Origin of the sequence: Paractinoplanes globisporus DSM 43857 (assembly GCF_000379645.1) — a bacterium.
Lineage (GTDB): Bacteria > Actinomycetota > Actinomycetes > Mycobacteriales > Micromonosporaceae > Actinoplanes > Actinoplanes globisporus.
The window spans coordinates 232329-249270 of sequence record NZ_KB903298.1 but is presented as its reverse complement, the minus strand read 5'-3'; the positions used below and the strand labels follow the sequence as shown (position 1 = coordinate 249270).

Sequence of the window (16942 nt, the reverse complement as noted above, 5' to 3'; positions counted from 1 at the left end):
TGGAGGCGGCGGGGGACGCGGACGCTCCAGGTGCGGTCGCGGAAGTGGCGTTTGATTTCGCCGATGATGGTGGGGATGGCGTAGCCGGCGAAGTCGACGCCGCGGTCGGGGTCGAATTTGTCGACGGCTTTGATGAGGCCGACGGTGGCGGTTTGGATGAGGTCGTCGGTGGGTTCGCCGCGGCCGGAGTAGCGGTTGGCGAGGTGGCGGGCCAGGGGCAGCCAGGCCTCGATCGCGCTGTCGCGCAGCTGCGCCCGGGACGGGTGCCCGGACGGCGTCGCGGCGAGCATGGTCAGCAGCTCGGTGGCACTCTCCGCCACCGTGTGTTGCGTGGGCACCGGCCCGGCATAGGTCTGGATCATGATGGTCCTCCATCAGCGGGCAGAGAGCCGTGCCCGCACGCGGCGACCGTTCAGTGATTCCACGTTAACCAGAAAGCCTACCCTGCACTAGCCGAAAGTATGAGTCATTCACGTCGAACGGCCGATCCGCGCGCGGTGAGGGTGACCCGGGCAGGATTCGATGTCGCCCCCACGTGGTAAACAGCGGGAAACACATGCGAACCAGGAGACGGGAAACAGAGATGGCCACTCTCGGCATCGACATCGGCGGCTCCGGGGTGAAAGGCGCACCGATCGACACGGTGCGCGGCGAGCTTCTCGCCGAGCGTTACCGGGTGCCCACGCCGCAGCCCAGCGACGTGACCAGCGTCGTCGAGGCGGTGGCCGAGGTCGCCGGCCAGTTCGACGACTTCGACCGGGTCGGCATCACCTTCCCGGGTGTGGTGGTCGACGGCGTGACCCGCACCGCGGCGAACGTCGACAAGTCGTGGCTCGACGCGCCGGCGGCAAAGCTGTTCGGCGAGCGGCTCGGCAAGCCGGTCACGGTCCTCAACGACGCCGACGCGGCCGGGGTGGCCGAGGTGGCGTTCGGCGCGGGCCGCGACCAGCGCGGGCTGATCATGATGCTCACCTTCGGCACCGGCATCGGAAGCGCGCTGTTCCTCGACGGCGTCCTCATCCCGAACACCGAGCTGGGCCACCTCGAGCTCGACGGGAAGGACGCCGAGCTGCGCGCCTCCGACCGGGCCCGCGAGGTCGAGGAGATGAGCTGGGAGAAATGGGCCGGCCGGGTCGAGGCATACCTGCGTCATGTCGAGATGCTGCTGTCCCCGCGGCTGTTCATCATCGGCGGCGGGGTCAGCAAGAAGTCCGACCGGTTCTTCCCGCTGATCGACATCCGCACGCCCATGGTCCCGGCGACGCTGCTCAACAACGCCGGCTGTATCGGCGCGGCGGTCACCGCCGAGCAGGCGTCGGGCGATCTCGGCGCGATCCAGACCAACGCCGCGACGGCGAGCCGCTGATGCCGCGCACCATCGCCACCAACACGACCGTCGACCGGGCGGAGCTGCTGGAGTTCCTCCGGCCGCGCCACCACGCGATCCTCATGACGACCCGCCGGGACGGCCGCCCCCAGGCCTCGCCGAACACGTGCGGCGTCGACACCGAGGGCCGCATCGTCATCTCCACCTACCCCGAGCGGGCCAAGGCGATGAACGTGCGCCGCGACCCGCGGGTGAGCGTCCTCGTGCTCTCCGAGGATTTCGGCGGCGCGTGGGTCCAGGTCGACGGCGTCGCCGAGGTGCTCGACCTGCCCGAGGCGATCGAGCCCCTGGTGGAGTACTTCCGCGTCATCTCCGGCGAGCACCCCGACTGGGACGAGTACCGCCAGGCCATGCGTGACCAGGGCAAATCCCTGATCCGCGTGACGATCGAGCGCTGGGGCCCGATCGCGACGGGCGGCTTCCCGGCTCGCCTGGCCGACTGAGCACGAAACGACGAACGGCCGGCGCCCCTCGGACCTGGGGCACCGGCCGTCCTCGTCCATCAGGCAGCAATCTCCTGCTCGGCGTCCAGTAGGTACAGGAGCGTGTCGCGGTGCAGCTCGGCTACCGGTTCCAACAGGTCCGGGTGGCGGAGCAGCACGGCCGCCTCGCGGTCGCGCTGGTCGGGGTTGAGCAGGCGCCGGAACTCGCTGGGCAGGCCGCCGGCCCGCCGCGGGTAGGGCCGGGGACGGCCGTCGTCGGCAGGGACGGCCGCGGCCACCGCGTCGACGCCGCGCCGGGCCAGCATCGGGTCGGCCAGCAGGCAGGCCGCCCAGCTCACCACGACCTCGTCGACCCAGGTACGCCAGCCCTCCTCCTCGGCCTCGTCGTCGTCGGGCTCGCTGCCGGCCCGCCAGTCGAGGACCGCGGAGCCGCCCGGGCCGGCGATCGCGACCAGGGCCGCGTCGATCTCGGTCGGGTAGCGCAGCCACGCGGCGACCGTCACGGCCTGGCGGGCCTGCAGCTCCGACAGCGTGTGCGCGATCGTGTCGGGGCTGCCCGCGGGGTAGGCCCGGGACAGCCAGTGCGTGCTGGCCGCGATCACGGGCGAGAGCTCGACAGACGGTCCGGCCACCGGGTGCTCCTCCAAAGTCGGGCGCGGCAGCTTCGAGCCGCGTCAGAGGTACACCTCGGCCGGGGTGGAACCGGACTTGAGTAGCGTTACCGGGATGGGACCGCACGGCAACCGACGCGCTCCCCTGCGCACGCTCGTGACCTCCGGCCTGGCCGAGCTGCGGCCCGACCCGGAGCGGCCGCAGGGCTGGACGTTGCTGGTGAACGGCGTGCCCCAGTCGTACGTCGACCTGGCCGATCCCGGGCACCTGGAGTTCCCCTACGAGAAGCAACTCGGCGCGGTCCTGCGGTTGTGGGCCCCTCACCGCGTACGGGAAAAGGTCTTGCATCTGGGTGGCGGCGGGCTGACGCTCGCCCGCCTGCTGCACCACACGCGGCCCGGGTTTTCCCAGGTGGTGGTGGAGCGTGACCCGGAGATCCTGGCGCTCGTGTCGCGGGTCCTGCCGTTTCCGGGCGAGATCGAGGTACGCCTCGGGGACGCGCGCGAGGAATTGGAGGCCGCCGAGCCGGCGAGTTTCGGTCTGATCATTTCGGACGTTTTCGTGGGCGCGGCGATGCCGGCCAGCGTCGCCGCGGAGGGATTCGCCGTTGCCGCCCGCCGCGCCCTTCATCCGGACGGTTTACTGGCGATGAATTTGACGGACGTCCCGCCGCTCGCCCACACCCGGATCCAGGTCGCCACGACCCGCTCCGCCTTCGATGAACTGACGCTCTACGGCAACGCCGAGGTGCTGCGGGGACTACGGGTGGGAAACGTGATTTTGCTGGCCGGTAACGTGCCGATGATCGAAGCGCGGAAAACTGAGCGCGTGATACGCGGGGACGATCTGTCAATTTTCATGGGAGGCGCACGACCGCTCCTGGACGAGCCCCGCTGAGCGCTCTCCGGTAGGTTGGGAAGCACGGCTCGCCGCCGTGTGCGGTGCCTCCGCCCCGGTGAAGTATGCCCTGACGGCGGTCCTGGTTCGCCGCGCCTGCCCCCGCTCGCCTGACTACGGTGGAGATCATGACCGGTCGTTTTCCCATCGAGGACGTGACCCCGTCGGTGTCCTGTGGCCGATACCCCGCGAAAGCGGTCGTCGGCGAGCTCGTGCCGGTCTCCGCGACGTCCTATCGCGAAGGACACCACGCCCTCGGCGTGAACGTGGTATGGCGCGGGCCCGAGGGCGAGTCCGAGCCGTTCACCCGCCTACAGCCGGGCGAGCCCGGCCTCGACCGCTGGCACGGCGTGATCCGGCCCGATCGGGTCGGCCGCTGGACGTTCACGGTGGAGGCCTTCGACGATCCCTACCGGACCTGGCGCGACGCCGTGGTGAAGAAGATCGGCGCCGGTCAGGGCCTGGAGGACCTCGCCAACGACCTGGCCGAGGGCGCCGAGGTGCTCGACCTGGCCACCAAGATCGTGCCGCACGACCACGAGGAGCGGGTGCGGGCGGCCGCCGCGGCCCTGCGCGACGAGCAGATGTCGCTGTTCGCCCGGGTCTCCCCCGGCCTCGATCTGGAAGATCTGCTCTGGCACAACCCGGTCCGCCACCAGGTGACCACGACCCGGTCGTACGCGATCTGGGTCGATCGCCCGCGCGCGCTCTACTCGGCGTGGTACGAGTTCTTCCCCCGGTCGGAGGGCGCCGAGATCGGCCCCGACGTGCTCCCGGTCCGGCACGGCACCTTCGCCACCGCCGCCGAGCGCATCCCCGCGGTCGCCGCGATGGGCTTCGACGTGCTCTACCTGCCGCCGATCCACCCGATCGGCCGGGTCAACCGCAAGGGCCGCAACAACACGCTGGTCGCCCGCCCCGGCGACGTCGGCTCCCCGTGGGCGATCGGCTCCGACGAGGGCGGTCACGACGCGATCCATCCCGAGCTGGGCACCCTCGACGACTTCCGCGCGTTCCTGCGCGCCGCCGAGGAGAACGGCATGGAGGTCGCGCTCGACCTGGCCCTGCAGGTCGCGCCCGACCACCCCTGGGTGAAGTCCCATCCGCAGTTCTTCACCACCAAGGCCGACGGCACCATCGCGTACGCCGAGAACCCGCCCAAGAAGTACCAGGACATCTACCCGATCAACTGGGACAACGACTACCGGACGCTGCGCGACGAGGTCTACCGCGTGGTCATGCACTGGGTGGAGCAGGGCGTCAAGATCTTCCGCGTGGACAACCCGCACACCAAGGCGGTCAACTTCTGGCAGTGGCTGATCCCCAAGGTGAAGGAGACCGACCCGGACGTGCTGTTCCTGGCCGAGGCGTTCACCCGGCCGGCCATGATGAACGGCCTCGGCAAGATCGGCTTCACCCAGTCGTACACGTACTTCACCTGGCGCACCTCGGCCTGGGAGATGCGGGAGTACATGGGACAGCTGCTGGAGTCGCTGGACTGGATGCGGCCCAACTTCTGGCCCAACACCCCCGACATCCTGCACGAGTCGCTGCAGCACGGCGGCCCGCCGATGTTCAAGATCCGCGCGGTGCTGGCGAGCATGCTCTCGCCGTCCTGGGGCATGTACTCGGGCTACGAGCTGTTCGAGCACGTCGCCCGCCCCGGCTCCGAGGAGTACCTCGACAACGAGAAGTACGAGCTGAAACCGCGGGACTGGGCGGAGGCCGAGCGCACCGGGCGGTCGCTGGCGCCGTACATCACCCGGCTCAACCGGATCCGGGCCGCCAACCCGGCCCTGCACTGGCTGCGCAACCTGCGCTTCCACGAGGTCGACAACGGCGCGCTGCTGTGCTTCTCCAAGCGCGACCCCGACACGGGCAACACCGTGCTCACGGTGGTCTCGTTCGACGCCAGCAACGTGCAGTGGGGCAACACCACGCTCAACATGCCGGAACTCGGGATGGACTGGCACGAGCGGTTCACGGTGGTCGACCAGATAAGCGGCGCGACGTACGAGTGGGGCCAGCACAACGCGGTCCGCATCGACCCGTACGTCGAGCCCGCGCACGTCTTCGTGCTGCAACAACGTTGATTCAAGAACCTGCGGGTGGGGTAGGTGGGACTCTCGATGGACCTGATTGAAGATCACGACCCGACTGAGGGCAGCCACGTCGAGGACGGTGTGGTCGAGCATCCCACCGCGGAGGACTTCGGCCACGCGCGTTCGCTGCCCGCCGACGCCACGTGGTTTCAGCGGGCGGTCTTCTACGAGGTACTGGTCCGGGCGTTCTACGACTCCGGCACGGACGGCGCGGGCGACCTGCGCGGCCTGATCGAGCGGCTCGACTATCTGCAATGGCTCGGCGTCGACTGCCTCTGGCTGCCGCCGTTCTACGACTCCCCGCTGCGCGACGGCGGCTACGACATCCGTGACTTCTACAAGGTGCTGCCCGAGTTCGGCACGGTCGACGACTTCGTGGCGCTGCTCGACGCGGCCCACAAGCGCGGCATCCGGGTGATCACCGACCTCGTCATGAACCACACGAGTGACCAGCACGCGTGGTTCCAGGAGTCACGCCGTGACCCCGACGGGCCGTACGGCGATTTCTATGTATGGAGCGACACCAGCGAGAAGTACCAGGACGCCCGGGTGATCTTCGTGGACACCGAGGAGTCCAACTGGACGTTCGACCCGGTGCGCCGGCAGTTCTTCTGGCACCGGTTCTTCTCCCACCAGCCCGACCTCAACTACGACAACCCGGCCGTGCAGGAGGCGATGCTCGACGTCCTGCGGTTCTGGCTCGACCTCGGCATCGACGGTTTCCGGCTGGACGCCGTGCCCTATCTCTACGAGCGCGAGGGCACGAACGGGGAGAACCTCCCGGAGACGCACGCTTTCCTCAAGCACTGCCGCAAGGTGATCGACGACGAGTTCCCGGGCCGGGTGCTGCTGGCCGAGGCCAACCAGTGGCCGGCCGACGTGGTGGAGTACTTCGGCGACCCCCGCTCGGGTGGCGACGAGTGCCACATGGCCTTCCACTTCCCGCTGATGCCGCGCATCTTCATGGCGGTACGCCGTGAGTCGCGTTTCCCGATCTCAGAGATCATGGCGCAGACGCCGGCCATCCCGGACAACTGCCAGTGGGGCATCTTCCTGCGCAACCACGACGAGCTCACGCTCGAGATGGTCACCGACGAAGAGCGCGACTACATGTACTCCGAGTACGCCAAGGACCCGCGGATGAAAGCCAACGTCGGCATCCGCCGGCGGCTGGCGCCCCTGCTGGAGAACGACCGCAACCAGATCGAGCTGTTCACCGCGCTGCTGCTGTCGCTGCCCGGCTCGCCCGTCCTGTACTACGGCGACGAGATCGGCATGGGCGACAACATCTGGCTCGGCGACCGCGACGGGGTGCGCACCCCGATGCAGTGGACGCCCGACCGCAACGCCGGCTTCTCCACCGCGAACCCCGGCCGTCTCTACCTTCCCGCCAACCAGGACCCGGTGTACGGCTACCAGGCGGTCAATGTGGAGGCGCAGCGCGACAGCTCGACGTCGCTGCTGAACTGGACGCGTACGATGCTCGCCGTGCGACGCCGCCACGAAGCGTTCGCCGTCGGCACGTTCCGCGAGCTCGGCGGGTCGAACCCGTCGGTGCTCGCCTACCTGCGCGAGAACGGCGACGACGTGGTGCTCTGCGTGAACAACCTGTCGCGCTTCCCGCAACCGATCGAGCTCAACCTGCAGCACTGGAACGGGTACACGCCGGTCGAGCTGACCGGGCACGTGAACTTCCCGCGCGTCGGCCAGCTGCCGTACCTGTTGACCCTCCCCGGGCACGGCTTCTACTGGTTCCAGCTGTGCAGGTCCGAGGAGAAGCAATGACGCTGCCCTTCGCCGAGTGGCTCCCGCAGCAACGCTGGTACGCCGGCAAGGCCCGCACGCTGTCGTCCGTCAAGGAGGCGTCGTCGACCCGGCTCGGCGACAACATCGACCTGGTGCTCGTCGACGTCGAGTACACCGACGGCAGCTCCGAGCGGTACCAGGTGATCGTGGCCTGGGACAACGGGCCGATCGCCGAGTTCAGCGGCGTCGCCACGATCGGCGCCGTCGGCAACAACACGGGCTACGACGCGCTCTACGACCAGGGCGCCGCGCGCTACCTGCTGTCCCTGGTCGCGGCCGGCGGCACGCACGGCGACGTGGTGTTCGAGCCGGAGCCGGGCGCCGAGTTCCCGGGCGAGGACGCGTACCCGCGGGTCTTCGACTCCGAGCAGAGCAACACCAGCGTGATCTTCGGCCAGGAGGCGATCCTCAAGGTCTTCCGCCGGGTCGCCACCGGCATCAACCCGGACGTCGAGCTGAACCGGGTGCTCGGCCGGCGCGGGAACCCGCACGTGGCGCGGCTGCTCGGCTCGTTCGAGACGACCGAGGGCGGCGAGCCGGCCCCGCTGGGCATGGTGACGGCGTACGCGGCGAACTCGGCCGAGGGCTGGGCGATGGCCACGGCGTCGGCGCGCGACCTGTTCGCCGACGCCGAGATGGCCGCCGACGAGGTGGGCGGCGACTTCCAGGGCGAGTCGTACCGCCTGGGCGAGGCGGTCGCGTCGGTGCACGCCGACCTGGCCGACGAGCTCGGGGCGGGCCCGGCGCCGTTCCCGCTGGACGCGATACTGGCCCGGCTGCGGCACAACGCGAACGCGGTCAGCGAGATCCAGCAGTACGTGCCGACGATCGAGCAGAGGTTCCGCTCGCTGGCCGGCGAGACGGTCACGGTCCAGCGCATCCACGGCGACCTGCATCTCGGGCAGGTGCTGCGTACGCCCGAGGCGTGGCTTTTGATCGACTTCGAGGGCGAGCCGGGGGTTCCGCTCGACGAGCGCCGCCTGCCGGATTCACCCCTGCGTGATGTGGCCGGCGTGCTGCGCAGCTACGAGTATGCGGCCTACCAGCTGCTGGTCGACTCGGACGACGACGAGCACCTGGCGGCCCGGGCGCGGGAATGGGTCGACCGCAACCGGGCGGCATTCTGCGACGGGTACGCGCACGCGTCCGGCACCGACCCGCGCTCGCAATCGGCGCTGCTGGCCGCGTACGAACTGGACAAGGCGGTCTACGAGGCCGCGTACGAAGCCCGGCACCGGCCCGGATGGCTGCGGATCCCGCTGCGGTCCATCGCCCGGCTGGTCGCTGTTTCCTAGCGTCTTCCCAGCCCCAACGCCAGTCGCAAGGCCAATCGCAACGCCAGTCGCAACGCCAGTCGCAAGGCCAATCGCAACGCCAGTCGCAACGAAGGAGCCATTCCCGTGATCGGCCACCCCGCCTCCTCGCTCGCCGCCGACAAGCGCGCCATGAACGGCGTGGCGGCCGGCGACACGCACGATCCGCACGCGATCCTCGGCGCCCACCCGGCGGGCGGGGTCACGGTCGTCCGCACGCTGCGCAAGGGCGCCGAGAAGGTGGCGGTGGTCGCCGGCGACGAGCGGACCGAGATGATCAAGGTGCACGACGCCGGCATCTTCGCGGCCGAGCTGCCCGGGACGGTGCTCGACTACCGGCTCGACGTGGACGGGACGGTGGTCGACGACCCGTACCGTCACCTCCCCACGCTGGGCGATCTCGACCTGCACCTGATCGGCGAGGGCCGGCACGAGAAGCTGTGGAAGGTGCTGGGCGCGCAGCCGCGGGGCGCCGCCACCGGGGTCGGCTTCGCGGTGTGGGCGCCGAGCGCGCGGGGCGTGCAGGTGGTCGGCGACTTCGTCGGCTGGGGGCCGTACGACGGGTGGCCGATGCGGTCGCTGGGCTCGAGCGGCGTCTGGGAGCTGTACGTGCCGGACGCGCACCCCGGCTCCAAGTACAAGTTCAAGATCCTCGGGCGGGACGGGGTGTGGCGGGAGCACGCCGATCCCCTCGCCCAGCACACCGAGGTGCCGCCGGCGACGGCGTCCGTGGTGTTCGAGTCGTCCTATGACTGGTCCGATTCCGCCTGGATGCAGGCCCGGGCGTCGAAGCAGTGGCATCGGGAGCCGATGAGCGCGTACGAGGTGCACCTCGGCTCGTGGAGGCCGGGCCTCTCGTACCGCGACCTGGCCTCTCAGCTGGTGGATTACGTCGTCGAGATGGGCTTCACGCACGTCGAGCTCATGCCGGTCATGGAGCATCCGTTCGGCGGCTCGTGGGGCTACCAGGTGACCGGATATTTCGCCCCTACCTCCCGTTTCGGAAATCCCGACGAATTCCGGTACCTGGTCGACAAATTGCACCAGGCCGGGATCGGCGTGATCCTCGACTGGGTGCCGGCGCACTTCCCCAAGGACGAGTGGGCCCTCGCCCGCTTCGACGGCACCCCGCTGTACGAGCACGGCGACTGGCGGCGCGGCGAGCACCCCGACTGGGGCACGTACGTCTTCGACTTCGGCCGCAAGGAGGTGCGCAACTTCCTGGTCGCCAACGCGCTGTACTGGTGCGAGGAGTTCCACGCCGACGGGTTGCGGGTCGACGCGGTCGCCTCGATGCTCTACCTCGACTACTCCCGCAAGGACGGCGAGTGGACCCCCAACCAGTACGGGGGCCGGGAGAACCTCGACGCGATCAGCTTCCTGCAGGAGATGAACGCGACCGTCTACAAGGACAACCCCGGCGTGATCACGATCGCCGAGGAGTCCACGGCCTGGCCCGGCGTCACCCGCCCGACCCACCTCGGCGGCCTCGGCTTCGGCTTCAAGTGGAACATGGGCTGGATGAACGACACCTTGACCTACATGACCAAGGAGCCGATCTACCGCCAGTGGCACCACCACCAGATGACCTTCGCGACGGTCTACGCCTGGAGCGAGAACTACATCCTGCCGATCAGCCACGACGAGGTCGTGCACGGCAAGGGCTCGCTGACCGGCAAGATGCCCGGCGACCTGTGGCAGAAACTGGCGAACACGCGGGCGCTGCTCGGCTTCATGTGGGCCTTCACCGGCAAGCAGCTGCTGTTCATGGGCAGCGAGATGGCCGACCTGCAGGAGTGGAGCGAGGAGCGCGGCCTCGACTGGGCGCACCTGGCCGACCCGCAGTTCGGCGGCGTGCAGACCCTGGTCAAGGACCTCAACCGGGTGTACCGGGAGACCCCCGCGATGTGGACGCAGGACACGTCGCCGTCCGGCTTCCGCTGGATCACCAGCGAGGACTCCCAGCACAACACGTTCTCGTTCATCCGCTTCGCGCCGAACGGTGATCCGATGGCGTGCATCGTGAACTTCGCGGCCATCCCGCACGAGAACTACCGCATCGGCCTGCCGCGGGCCGGCCGCTGGGCCGAGGTCATCAACACCGATTCCGAGCTGTACGGCGGGTCGGGCGTCGGCAACCTCGGCGAGGTGACGGCCGAGGAGCTGCCCTGGCACGGGCTCAACGCCTCGGTGGCGCTGCGCGTCCCGCCCCTCGGCGCGGTCTGGCTCCGCTACCAGGGCTAGTCAGAAGATCTTCGTGAGCCGCGGGTAACGCCTCTCCATCTCCTCGTCGTCCTCGAAGTCCCAGCCGGGATCCGAGGGCCGCGGGGACAGCCGGAAGTCGTGCCCGCGGTCCAGCAGGACGCGCTCGAGGTCGCCGTCGGTGGCCTCCTCGTACGCGTCCTCGGCCACGTCGTCGAGGCTCTCCCAGTCGGGCCACTCCGCCTCGGCCCAGTCGGCGCTGTCCCGCCCGGCCAGCTCCCGCACGACCGGCACGTCGGCGAGCGCGTCCGGGTCGGCGGCCACCGCCTCGAAGACCGCCCGCCCCTGCCCGATCAGCCACGCCTGGAAGTACCAGAAGCCGTCGTCGTCGCACAGCCCGCCGCAGATCAGCCAGGCCGCGCCCCACACCCGGTTGGTGTCGACCCGCTCCCGCAGCGCGTCCACGTGCAACTGAAAGTCGACGATGTCGCCGGGCTCGTAGCCCGCCAGCTCGTCGATGAGGCGGTCGGTGCGCTCCTCGGGGTCGGCCGTCTCCCGCCCGCTGCGCTCGATCAGCGCCCAGAACTCTTCGAGATCCACTCGGGCACTACAGCACACCAAGGTAATGACAAGATGTCCGCCGTGCCGACGATCGAGGGCAACCTCTGCCCCTCCTGCGAGACCGCGCTCACCGCCAGCCCGGACACCACCGACCCGGACGCCGCGCCCTGGTGCGGCGCCTGCGAGTGGAACCTCGAGCACGCAGCGGACGACCCCCGGCTGAGCTGGTTCGCGCGGCGGATGGCCCGCTCCGACCGCCGGGCCGGGTTCGCCTCGCATCGGGAGCTGGTCGAGTCGGCCGAGCTCTCCTCGGTCGGTGCCGGCGTCCACCGGTTCCTCGTGGCCGTCTCGGCTGTACTGATGCTGCTGCTGGTGGCCCTGCTCGTCGGCGGGCTGTGGCTGGTCGTCTTCGGCGGCGCGCCCGGGCCGATCGCCGGCGGCCTGGTTCTGCTGGTGATCGCGCTGTTGCTGCGGCCGCGGTTCACCCGGCTCAAGCGGCTGCTCACCTCCTCGTACCGGGTCGCGCGGGCCGACGCGCCCACCATGTTCCTGGTGATCGACCGGATCGCGGACGGACTCGGCGCGCCCCGCCCCGACGTGCTGCTGTTCGATTTCGGCTGGAACGCGTCGGTCGTCGCGATCGGGCCCCGGCCGCGGCGCGCGCTGGTCCTCGGCGTACCGCTGCTGCTGACGCTCGCCCCGCAGGAGGTCGTCGCGCTCGTCGGCCACGAGATGGGCCACCTCAAGTACGCCGACACCCGCCGGCTCGTGCTCACGTCCCCGGCCCGCACGATGTTCGGCCAGGTGTCCCGGGCGATCCGGCCGCCGATGCTGGTGGCGCCCGAGCTCGGACTCAACCCGTTCCTCGCCGTCGGCCTCGTGGCCTGGCAGCTTGTCGCCGGCGCGGTCTCGCTGCTGCTGTTCACCGCCCATCTCGGGATCAACCGGGCGGCGTCGCGGGACGATCGGACGGTGGAGTTACGCGCCGACGCGATGGCGGCGGAGGCGGCGGGGTCGGCGGCGGCGCTGCGGCTGCTCGACCTGCTGGCGATCCTGCCCAAGCTGCCGGGATTCCTGCAGCACTACGTGCCCAAGGGCGAGGCGGCGGCGACCTGGCGGCGAATGCTGCGGACGGTGCGGGAGCGTGAGGCGGTGACCGCGTGGCGGCAGCTCTCGATCCGGACGAACGCGTCGCTGCTTTCCGCCCATCCGGCCGCCGGGCGCCGTCACCAGTGGCTGGCCGCGCAGCCCGCCATGGAGGCCCTCGTGGTGCTCAGCGACGGCGAGGCCGAGGCCTTGGAGAAAGAGATCCGCCCGTACGCCGAGGCCCTGCACCGCACGATGCTGAAGGCCCGCCCCGACGACCTCTAGAAGTCGCGCTCGTCGTCGAACCATTCGCGGGCCTCGTCCAGGTCGGCTCCGGTGCGTGCGGTCAGCAGGAAGTAGGCCTCCTCGGCGTCCTCGTGGCGGTCGTGCTCGATGAGGTAGTCGTCCTCGCTCTGGAGCGCGTTCAGGCGGCGGACGAAGCCGCGGAGGATGCGCTCGGCGCCGCCGGGGTCACGGTCGAGCGCCTCGGCCGCCTCGGCGTAGGCGGCGGCCACCGCGGCGCCCGCCTCGGCATCGTGGTCGGCCCAGTCCTGGACGAGGGCCACCGGCTCCTGCATCACCCCATAATAGGATTTTTACTCATCTTTCAACCACTCGGTGGCCAAGAGACCGAAGATCAGATCGTCGGTCCATTCGCCCTTGATGAAGGTCTGCTCGCGCAGGTGGCCCTCCTGGGTGAAGCCGAGACGCCGCATCAGGGCGGCCGACGGGAGATTGCGGGCGTCGCACTCGCCGGCCACCTTGTGCAGGCCCTGGAGGCGGAACAGCCGGTCCAGGACGCCACGGACGGCCTCCGCGGCGTACCCCTGCTTCTGATGGGCCGTCGCGAGGGTGAAGCCGATCTCGGCCTGCTGCAGGTTGTCATGCAAATGTACGGCTACGTCCCCGATGAGTGCTTTGTCGGCGATACGCTCGATCGCGTACTGGAACCAGCCGGGCTTGTCGGGGTCGGAGGCCATGAAGTTGGCCACCGCCGTCTCGGCCCTCAGCAGCGGGAACGGCGCGTCCCACGACTGGTAGCGGGCGACGTCGGGGTCCGACCGGTACTCGGCCAGCACCGGGGCATCGGCGGCCCGGAAGCGACGCAGCAGGAGCCGATCCGTGGTGATGAGCATCCGACGAGGATACGGGCGGGCGGGCCTTTCCCTGGCCGTCTGCCTTCTGCTGGGCGCCTGCGCCGATGACGCGGGCACCCCGCAGTGGGCCGTCACCGGCAGCAGCGAGCCGGAGGTGGCCGCCACGACGACGGCCGCCGGCGCGAACGCGCGCTGCCGGAAGCCCACCGCACCGGCCGGGTGGGGTCCGCTCGCGTTCTCCGACGACTTCAGCGGCACCCGGCTGGACGCGAGCAAATGGTCGGTCTACGACTCCCCGGGCGGCACGCCGCCGCGCGACTCGTCCCGGGTCGCGGTCTCCGGTGGCGAGCTGAAGATCACCGGCGGTTTCGGGCCCGACGGCAAGGACGTCTCGGGCGGGCTCTCCGGCGACGTCAATCTCATGTACGCGCACGTGGACGTCTGCTTCCGGGTGGACCGCGGCGCCGGCTACTCGGCGATCGCGCTGCTGTGGCCGCAGAGCGAGAAGTGGCCGGACGACGGGGAGATCGACATCGCCGAGGTGAACCGCGGCGCCCGGGCGTACGCGAACAGCTTCGTGCACAACCACGCGAACAACGACCGGCTCGGGCACACCACGATCGCCGACTTCACCAAGTGGCACGTGATGAGCGCCGACTGGACGCCCGACCACGTCACCTTCTACCTCGACGGCGTCAAGCAGTGGACGGTCGGGCTCGACGACCGCACGGCGGCGCTGGGGCTGGTGCCGAGCACGTCGAAGATGCACCTGGCGATTCAGCTCGACCAGGGCTGCGACCAGTTCGTCGAGTGCCGCAACTCCGGCACCCCGGCCAAGGTCGTCATGCACACCGACTGGGTGCGGATGTACTCCTACAAATCCGGCGCCGGCGGCTGAAGCAGCCGTTTCAGCTGCTCGCGCATGATGCCGCGGACCAGCGCCGCCCGCGCGGCGATCCGCGGCTCGGAGAGCACGACCGTCTCCCCCGCCCGGCGGCGGCGGATCTCGCTGGTCAGATCATCCGGTACGCCGAGCGACGGCAGCCGGTCGATCGCCTCGCGCTTGGTGATCAGGCGACCCTCGGCAATGGTCACGTCGGCCCGGGAGACGGTGGTGAGGCCGAGGTCGACGTGCAGGTCGGTGCGCCACACCCGGGGCCGCCGCACCGCGCCGGTCCAGTAACCGCGCAGCTCGACCCGGGCCGCCTCGGCCAGCGCGCCGCGGTCGACCGGCGGCACCAACTCCCCCGGCGGCGGGCCGTAGACGGTCACGCCGAACTGGTGGAGCTCGGCCCGGGAGATGCCACTGAGGGGACGCCGGAACAACTGCTCGTGCGCCCAGGTGACGTGCTTCCGCGAAATATCCGAAATATCATTTGATGGTACGTAGGCACAGTGCAGCTTGGCGACGCCGAGCGTGCGATGGAGCGTACGCAATCGGTCTCGGTTTGATCTTGTCAGTGGCCCGCCGATCACCGCGACCAGGTCGAGGTCGCTGATGCCGGGCCGATAGTCGCCCGAGCCGATCGAACCGCCCGCATAGAAGGCGGTCACGCCGGCCACCTCCCGGATCGCGGCGGCGAAGCGTGGCACGACGGGCACGACCGAGAGGCGTTCGTCCATGCGCACCAGCATGACGCGGTTCGGGCACAACGCGCCGGGAGGGTCTACAACGTCGATGACTTCGGCAGATAGAGTGAGCCAAGTTTCGGGGGGAACGGGGACGACGATGCTCGGGGAGCGCACGCAGCCGCTGCTGCCGCACGATCCGCGAGCTCTCGGCGACTATGTGATCGTGGGCCGCCTCGGCGAGGGCGGGATGGGCACCGTCTATCTGGCCCGCACGCCCGGCGAGGTGCTGGTCGCGATCAAGGTGATCCGCGCCGACCTCGGCCCCGACGACGAGTTCCGCCGCCGGTTCCGCAGCGAGGTCGCCCGGGCCCGTCAGGTGCCGCCGTTCTGCACGGCCGAGGTGCTCGACGCCGACCCCGACCACGACCGTCCGTACCTGGTGGTCGAGTACGTGGACGGCCCCACGCTCGCCCACGTCGTCGAGGAACGCGGCCCGCTCACCTCGGCCAACCTGCACAGTGTCGCGATCGGGGTGGCCACGGCGCTGACCGCGATCCACGGCGCCGGGGTGATCCACCGCGATCTCAAGCCGCGCAACGTGCTGCTCGCGCCGGGCAGCCCCAAGGTGATCGACTTCGGCATCGCCCGGGCCATGGAGGCCACCTCGGGCAACACCGCGATCGGCCAGATGGTGGGCACGGTGGCGTACATGTCGCCCGAGCGGTTCGGCGACGCGGACGCGCAGCTCACCCCCGCCGCGGACGTCTTCGCGTGGGGCGGCGTCGTGGCGTACGCGGGAACCGGCCGTACCCCCTTCGCCGCCGACTCCCCGCCGGCCACCGCGGCCCGGATCCTCACCCAGCCGCCCGACCTCTCCGGCCTGAGCGGCCAGCTGCGCGACCTGGTCGGCCACGCCCTCGAGAAGGACCCGGCCAACCGGCCGAGCGCCCGCGAACTGCTCGACCTGCTGCTCTCCGGCCCGACCCAGGCGGCGGCCGCGCTGGCCGGGCAGCCCGACCTGCTCGCGGCGGCCGAGGAGGCGCAGGCGGTCACCGGGGTGACCCCCGGTCCCCGGGTCGGGTACGACGAGGACTCGATCGTCACGGTGCCGATCTCGGAGATGCCGCCGCCGCTGGCCGGGCCGCCCCCGCCCGAGCCGGGCCGCCGCTGGTTCCTGCCGGTGGCGGTGGCGCTCTTGGTGCTCGCGGTGGTGGCCGGGGCGGTGATGGTGATGCTGAGCCGCCCGGGCAACCCGGCCGACGCGGTGGGCCCGCTGCCGAGCGACGGCGCCTCGGCCGGCGAGAGCCTGATCATCCAGGACGACCTGAGCCATCCGCGCTACTGGCAGCCCAAGTCGCTCCCGGCCGAGCAGGCGGACTGCACCTTCGAGAACGGCGCGCTGGTGGCCCGCCGCGCCCAGAAGGGGCTGTACCGCTGCGCGGGACCGGACGACGACGTGCCGGCCGATTTCCGGGCCGAGGTGAGCGTGCGCCTGCTGACGGCGAACAGCTGCGCCGGGGTCTGGTTCCGGTTCGCGCCGTGGAAGGGCTACCTGATCCGGCTCTGTGGCAACAAGATCTCGGTGGGCACGCACAAGTCGCAGGGCGTGACCACGATCCGGTCGTTCCCGCTCGACCAGCCGCTGGTCGTCGGGGGTGACCCGGCTCGGATCGGGCTGGAGGCGGTCGGCGGGGAGCTGCGGCTGGAGCGCGACGGGGTGCTCGTCGGCACGGTGCCGCTGAACGATCCCGAGATCACCGGCGGGCGGGTGGCGCTGGGCGTCTACACCGACGGCGGGGTGCCGCAGGCCGGGCCGTACGAGGTGGCCTTCAGCAACGTGCGGATCTGGGGCCTGCCCTGAGGC

At 70.4% G+C, this 16942-nt stretch carries 16 protein-coding genes; 10 read left to right on the top strand and 6 right to left on the bottom strand.

What is annotated here, in order from left to right:
- A partial coding sequence (locus A3CQ_RS0113170) for a sigma-70 family RNA polymerase sigma factor (protein WP_370657609.1) occupies positions 1 to 290 on the bottom strand: 290 nt, incomplete at its 3' end.
- Between the two features lie 293 nt (positions 291 to 583).
- Here A3CQ_RS0113170 and ppgK point away from each other — a divergent pair.
- Both ppgK and A3CQ_RS0113160 read left to right on the top strand, forming a co-directional pair.
- Entirely contained in the window at positions 584 to 1366 is a 783-nt protein-coding gene (gene ppgK / locus A3CQ_RS0113165) for a polyphosphate--glucose phosphotransferase (protein WP_020511403.1), read from the top strand.
- Complete coding sequence (locus A3CQ_RS0113160) at positions 1366 to 1830, top strand: PPOX class F420-dependent oxidoreductase (RefSeq protein ID WP_020511402.1); 465 nt, start codon at positions 1366 to 1368, stop codon at positions 1828 to 1830. The genes ppgK and A3CQ_RS0113160 overlap by 1 nt, the downstream gene beginning before the upstream one ends.
- A gap of 59 nt (positions 1831 to 1889) precedes the next feature.
- Here A3CQ_RS0113160 and A3CQ_RS0113155 read toward each other — a convergent pair whose 3' ends face one another.
- A complete protein-coding gene (locus A3CQ_RS0113155; RefSeq protein ID WP_020511401.1) occupies positions 1890 to 2462 on the bottom strand; it encodes a hypothetical protein in 573 nt (190 codons plus the stop codon).
- A gap of 94 nt (positions 2463 to 2556) precedes the next feature.
- Between A3CQ_RS0113155 and A3CQ_RS0113150 the strand changes: the two genes are divergently transcribed.
- The 5 genes from A3CQ_RS0113150 to glgB all read left to right on the top strand — a co-directional run bounded on the left by A3CQ_RS0113150 (position 2557) and on the right by glgB (position 10804).
- Positions 2557 to 3339, top strand: a complete 783-nt coding sequence (locus tag A3CQ_RS0113150) for a spermidine synthase (RefSeq protein WP_020511400.1) — start codon at positions 2557 to 2559, stop codon at positions 3337 to 3339.
- 128 nt (positions 3340 to 3467) lie between these two features.
- Positions 3468 to 5432, top strand: a complete 1965-nt coding sequence (locus A3CQ_RS0113145; protein WP_020511399.1) for an alpha-1,4-glucan--maltose-1-phosphate maltosyltransferase — start codon at positions 3468 to 3470, stop codon at positions 5430 to 5432.
- Between the two features lie 36 nt (positions 5433 to 5468).
- The gene (treS, locus tag A3CQ_RS0113140) at positions 5469 to 7226 is read left to right on the top strand and encodes a maltose alpha-D-glucosyltransferase (RefSeq protein WP_020511398.1); all 1758 of its coding nucleotides are present in this window, start codon (positions 5469 to 5471) and stop codon (positions 7224 to 7226) included.
- Positions 7223 to 8542 carry a maltokinase N-terminal cap-like domain-containing protein gene (locus A3CQ_RS0113135; RefSeq protein WP_020511397.1) on the top strand — a complete coding sequence of 440 codons (1320 nt, stop codon included), beginning with the start codon at positions 7223 to 7225 and terminating at the stop codon, positions 8540 to 8542. The genes treS and A3CQ_RS0113135 overlap by 4 nt, the downstream gene beginning before the upstream one ends.
- Before the next feature lie 150 nt (positions 8543 to 8692).
- Positions 8693 to 10804 carry a 1,4-alpha-glucan branching protein GlgB gene (gene glgB / locus A3CQ_RS0113130; protein WP_026205647.1) on the top strand — a complete coding sequence of 704 codons (2112 nt, stop codon included), beginning with the start codon at positions 8693 to 8695 and terminating at the stop codon, positions 10802 to 10804.
- On the opposite strand, the gene A3CQ_RS0113125 is transcribed toward glgB, so the two are convergent.
- Positions 10805 to 11362, bottom strand: a complete 558-nt coding sequence (locus tag A3CQ_RS0113125; protein ID WP_020511395.1) for a DUF4240 domain-containing protein — start codon at positions 11360 to 11362, stop codon at positions 10805 to 10807.
- 33 nt (positions 11363 to 11395) lie between these two features.
- Here A3CQ_RS0113125 and A3CQ_RS0113120 point away from each other — a divergent pair, with 33 nt between their 5' ends.
- Positions 11396 to 12694: a M48 family metallopeptidase gene (locus A3CQ_RS0113120; RefSeq protein WP_020511394.1), complete on the top strand. Its 1299-nt coding sequence runs from the start codon at positions 11396 to 11398 to the stop codon at positions 12692 to 12694.
- On the opposite strand, the gene A3CQ_RS0113115 is transcribed toward A3CQ_RS0113120, so the two are convergent.
- Both A3CQ_RS0113115 and A3CQ_RS0113110 read right to left on the bottom strand, forming a co-directional pair.
- On the bottom strand, positions 12691 to 12987 hold the full coding sequence (locus tag A3CQ_RS0113115; RefSeq protein ID WP_020511393.1) for a hypothetical protein: 297 nt from the start codon (positions 12985 to 12987) through the stop codon (positions 12691 to 12693). The genes A3CQ_RS0113120 and A3CQ_RS0113115 overlap by 4 nt on opposite strands.
- 18 nt (positions 12988 to 13005) lie before the next feature.
- Positions 13006 to 13545 (bottom strand): GNAT family N-acetyltransferase, encoded by a 540-nt coding sequence (locus A3CQ_RS0113110; RefSeq protein ID WP_020511392.1) that lies wholly within the window; start codon positions 13543 to 13545, stop codon positions 13006 to 13008.
- Here A3CQ_RS0113110 and A3CQ_RS0113105 point away from each other — a divergent pair.
- A complete protein-coding gene (locus tag A3CQ_RS0113105; RefSeq protein ID WP_020511391.1) occupies positions 13538 to 14404 on the top strand; it encodes a glycoside hydrolase family 16 protein in 867 nt (288 codons plus the stop codon). The two genes, A3CQ_RS0113110 and A3CQ_RS0113105, sit on opposite strands and share 8 nt — an antisense overlap.
- Here the strand turns inward: A3CQ_RS0113105 and A3CQ_RS52655 are convergent.
- Positions 14380 to 15129: a nucleotidyltransferase domain-containing protein gene (locus A3CQ_RS52655; protein ID WP_040432355.1), complete on the bottom strand. Its 750-nt coding sequence runs from the start codon at positions 15127 to 15129 to the stop codon at positions 14380 to 14382. The two genes, A3CQ_RS0113105 and A3CQ_RS52655, sit on opposite strands and share 25 nt — an antisense overlap.
- Before the next feature lie 73 nt (positions 15130 to 15202).
- On the opposite strand from A3CQ_RS52655, the gene A3CQ_RS0113095 reads away from it, so the two are divergent.
- The gene (locus A3CQ_RS0113095) at positions 15203 to 16939 is read left to right on the top strand and encodes a serine/threonine protein kinase (RefSeq protein WP_245577212.1); all 1737 of its coding nucleotides are present in this window, start codon (positions 15203 to 15205) and stop codon (positions 16937 to 16939) included.
- Positions 16940 to 16942 lie beyond the last annotated feature (3 nt).

Bases quoted from the DNA above. Each gene is read 5' to 3' on its own strand.
- treS (WP_020511398.1), top strand. From the start codon at position 5,469: ATGGACCTGATTGAAGATCACGACCCGACTGAGGGCAGCCACGTCGAG.
- glgB (WP_026205647.1), top strand. From the start codon at position 8,693: ATGAACGGCGTGGCGGCCGGCGACACGCACGATCCGCACGCGATCCTC.
- A3CQ_RS0113145 (WP_020511399.1), top strand. From the start codon at position 3,468: ATGACCGGTCGTTTTCCCATCGAGGACGTGACCCCGTCGGTGTCCTGT.
- A3CQ_RS0113160 (WP_020511402.1), top strand. From the start codon at position 1,366: ATGCCGCGCACCATCGCCACCAACACGACCGTCGACCGGGCGGAGCTG.
- A3CQ_RS0113105 (WP_020511391.1), top strand. From the start codon at position 13,538: ATGAGCATCCGACGAGGATACGGGCGGGCGGGCCTTTCCCTGGCCGTC.
- A3CQ_RS0113115 (WP_020511393.1), bottom strand. From the start codon at position 12,987: ATGCAGGAGCCGGTGGCCCTCGTCCAGGACTGGGCCGACCACGATGCC.
- ppgK (WP_020511403.1), top strand. From the start codon at position 584: ATGGCCACTCTCGGCATCGACATCGGCGGCTCCGGGGTGAAAGGCGCA.
- A3CQ_RS52655 (WP_040432355.1), bottom strand. From the start codon at position 15,129: ATGGACGAACGCCTCTCGGTCGTGCCCGTCGTGCCACGCTTCGCCGCC.
- A3CQ_RS0113120 (WP_020511394.1), top strand. From the start codon at position 11,396: ATGTCCGCCGTGCCGACGATCGAGGGCAACCTCTGCCCCTCCTGCGAG.
- A3CQ_RS0113135 (WP_020511397.1), top strand. From the start codon at position 7,223: ATGACGCTGCCCTTCGCCGAGTGGCTCCCGCAGCAACGCTGGTACGCC.
- A3CQ_RS0113110 (WP_020511392.1), bottom strand. From the start codon at position 13,545: ATGCTCATCACCACGGATCGGCTCCTGCTGCGTCGCTTCCGGGCCGCC.
- A3CQ_RS0113150 (WP_020511400.1), top strand. From the start codon at position 2,557: ATGGGACCGCACGGCAACCGACGCGCTCCCCTGCGCACGCTCGTGACC.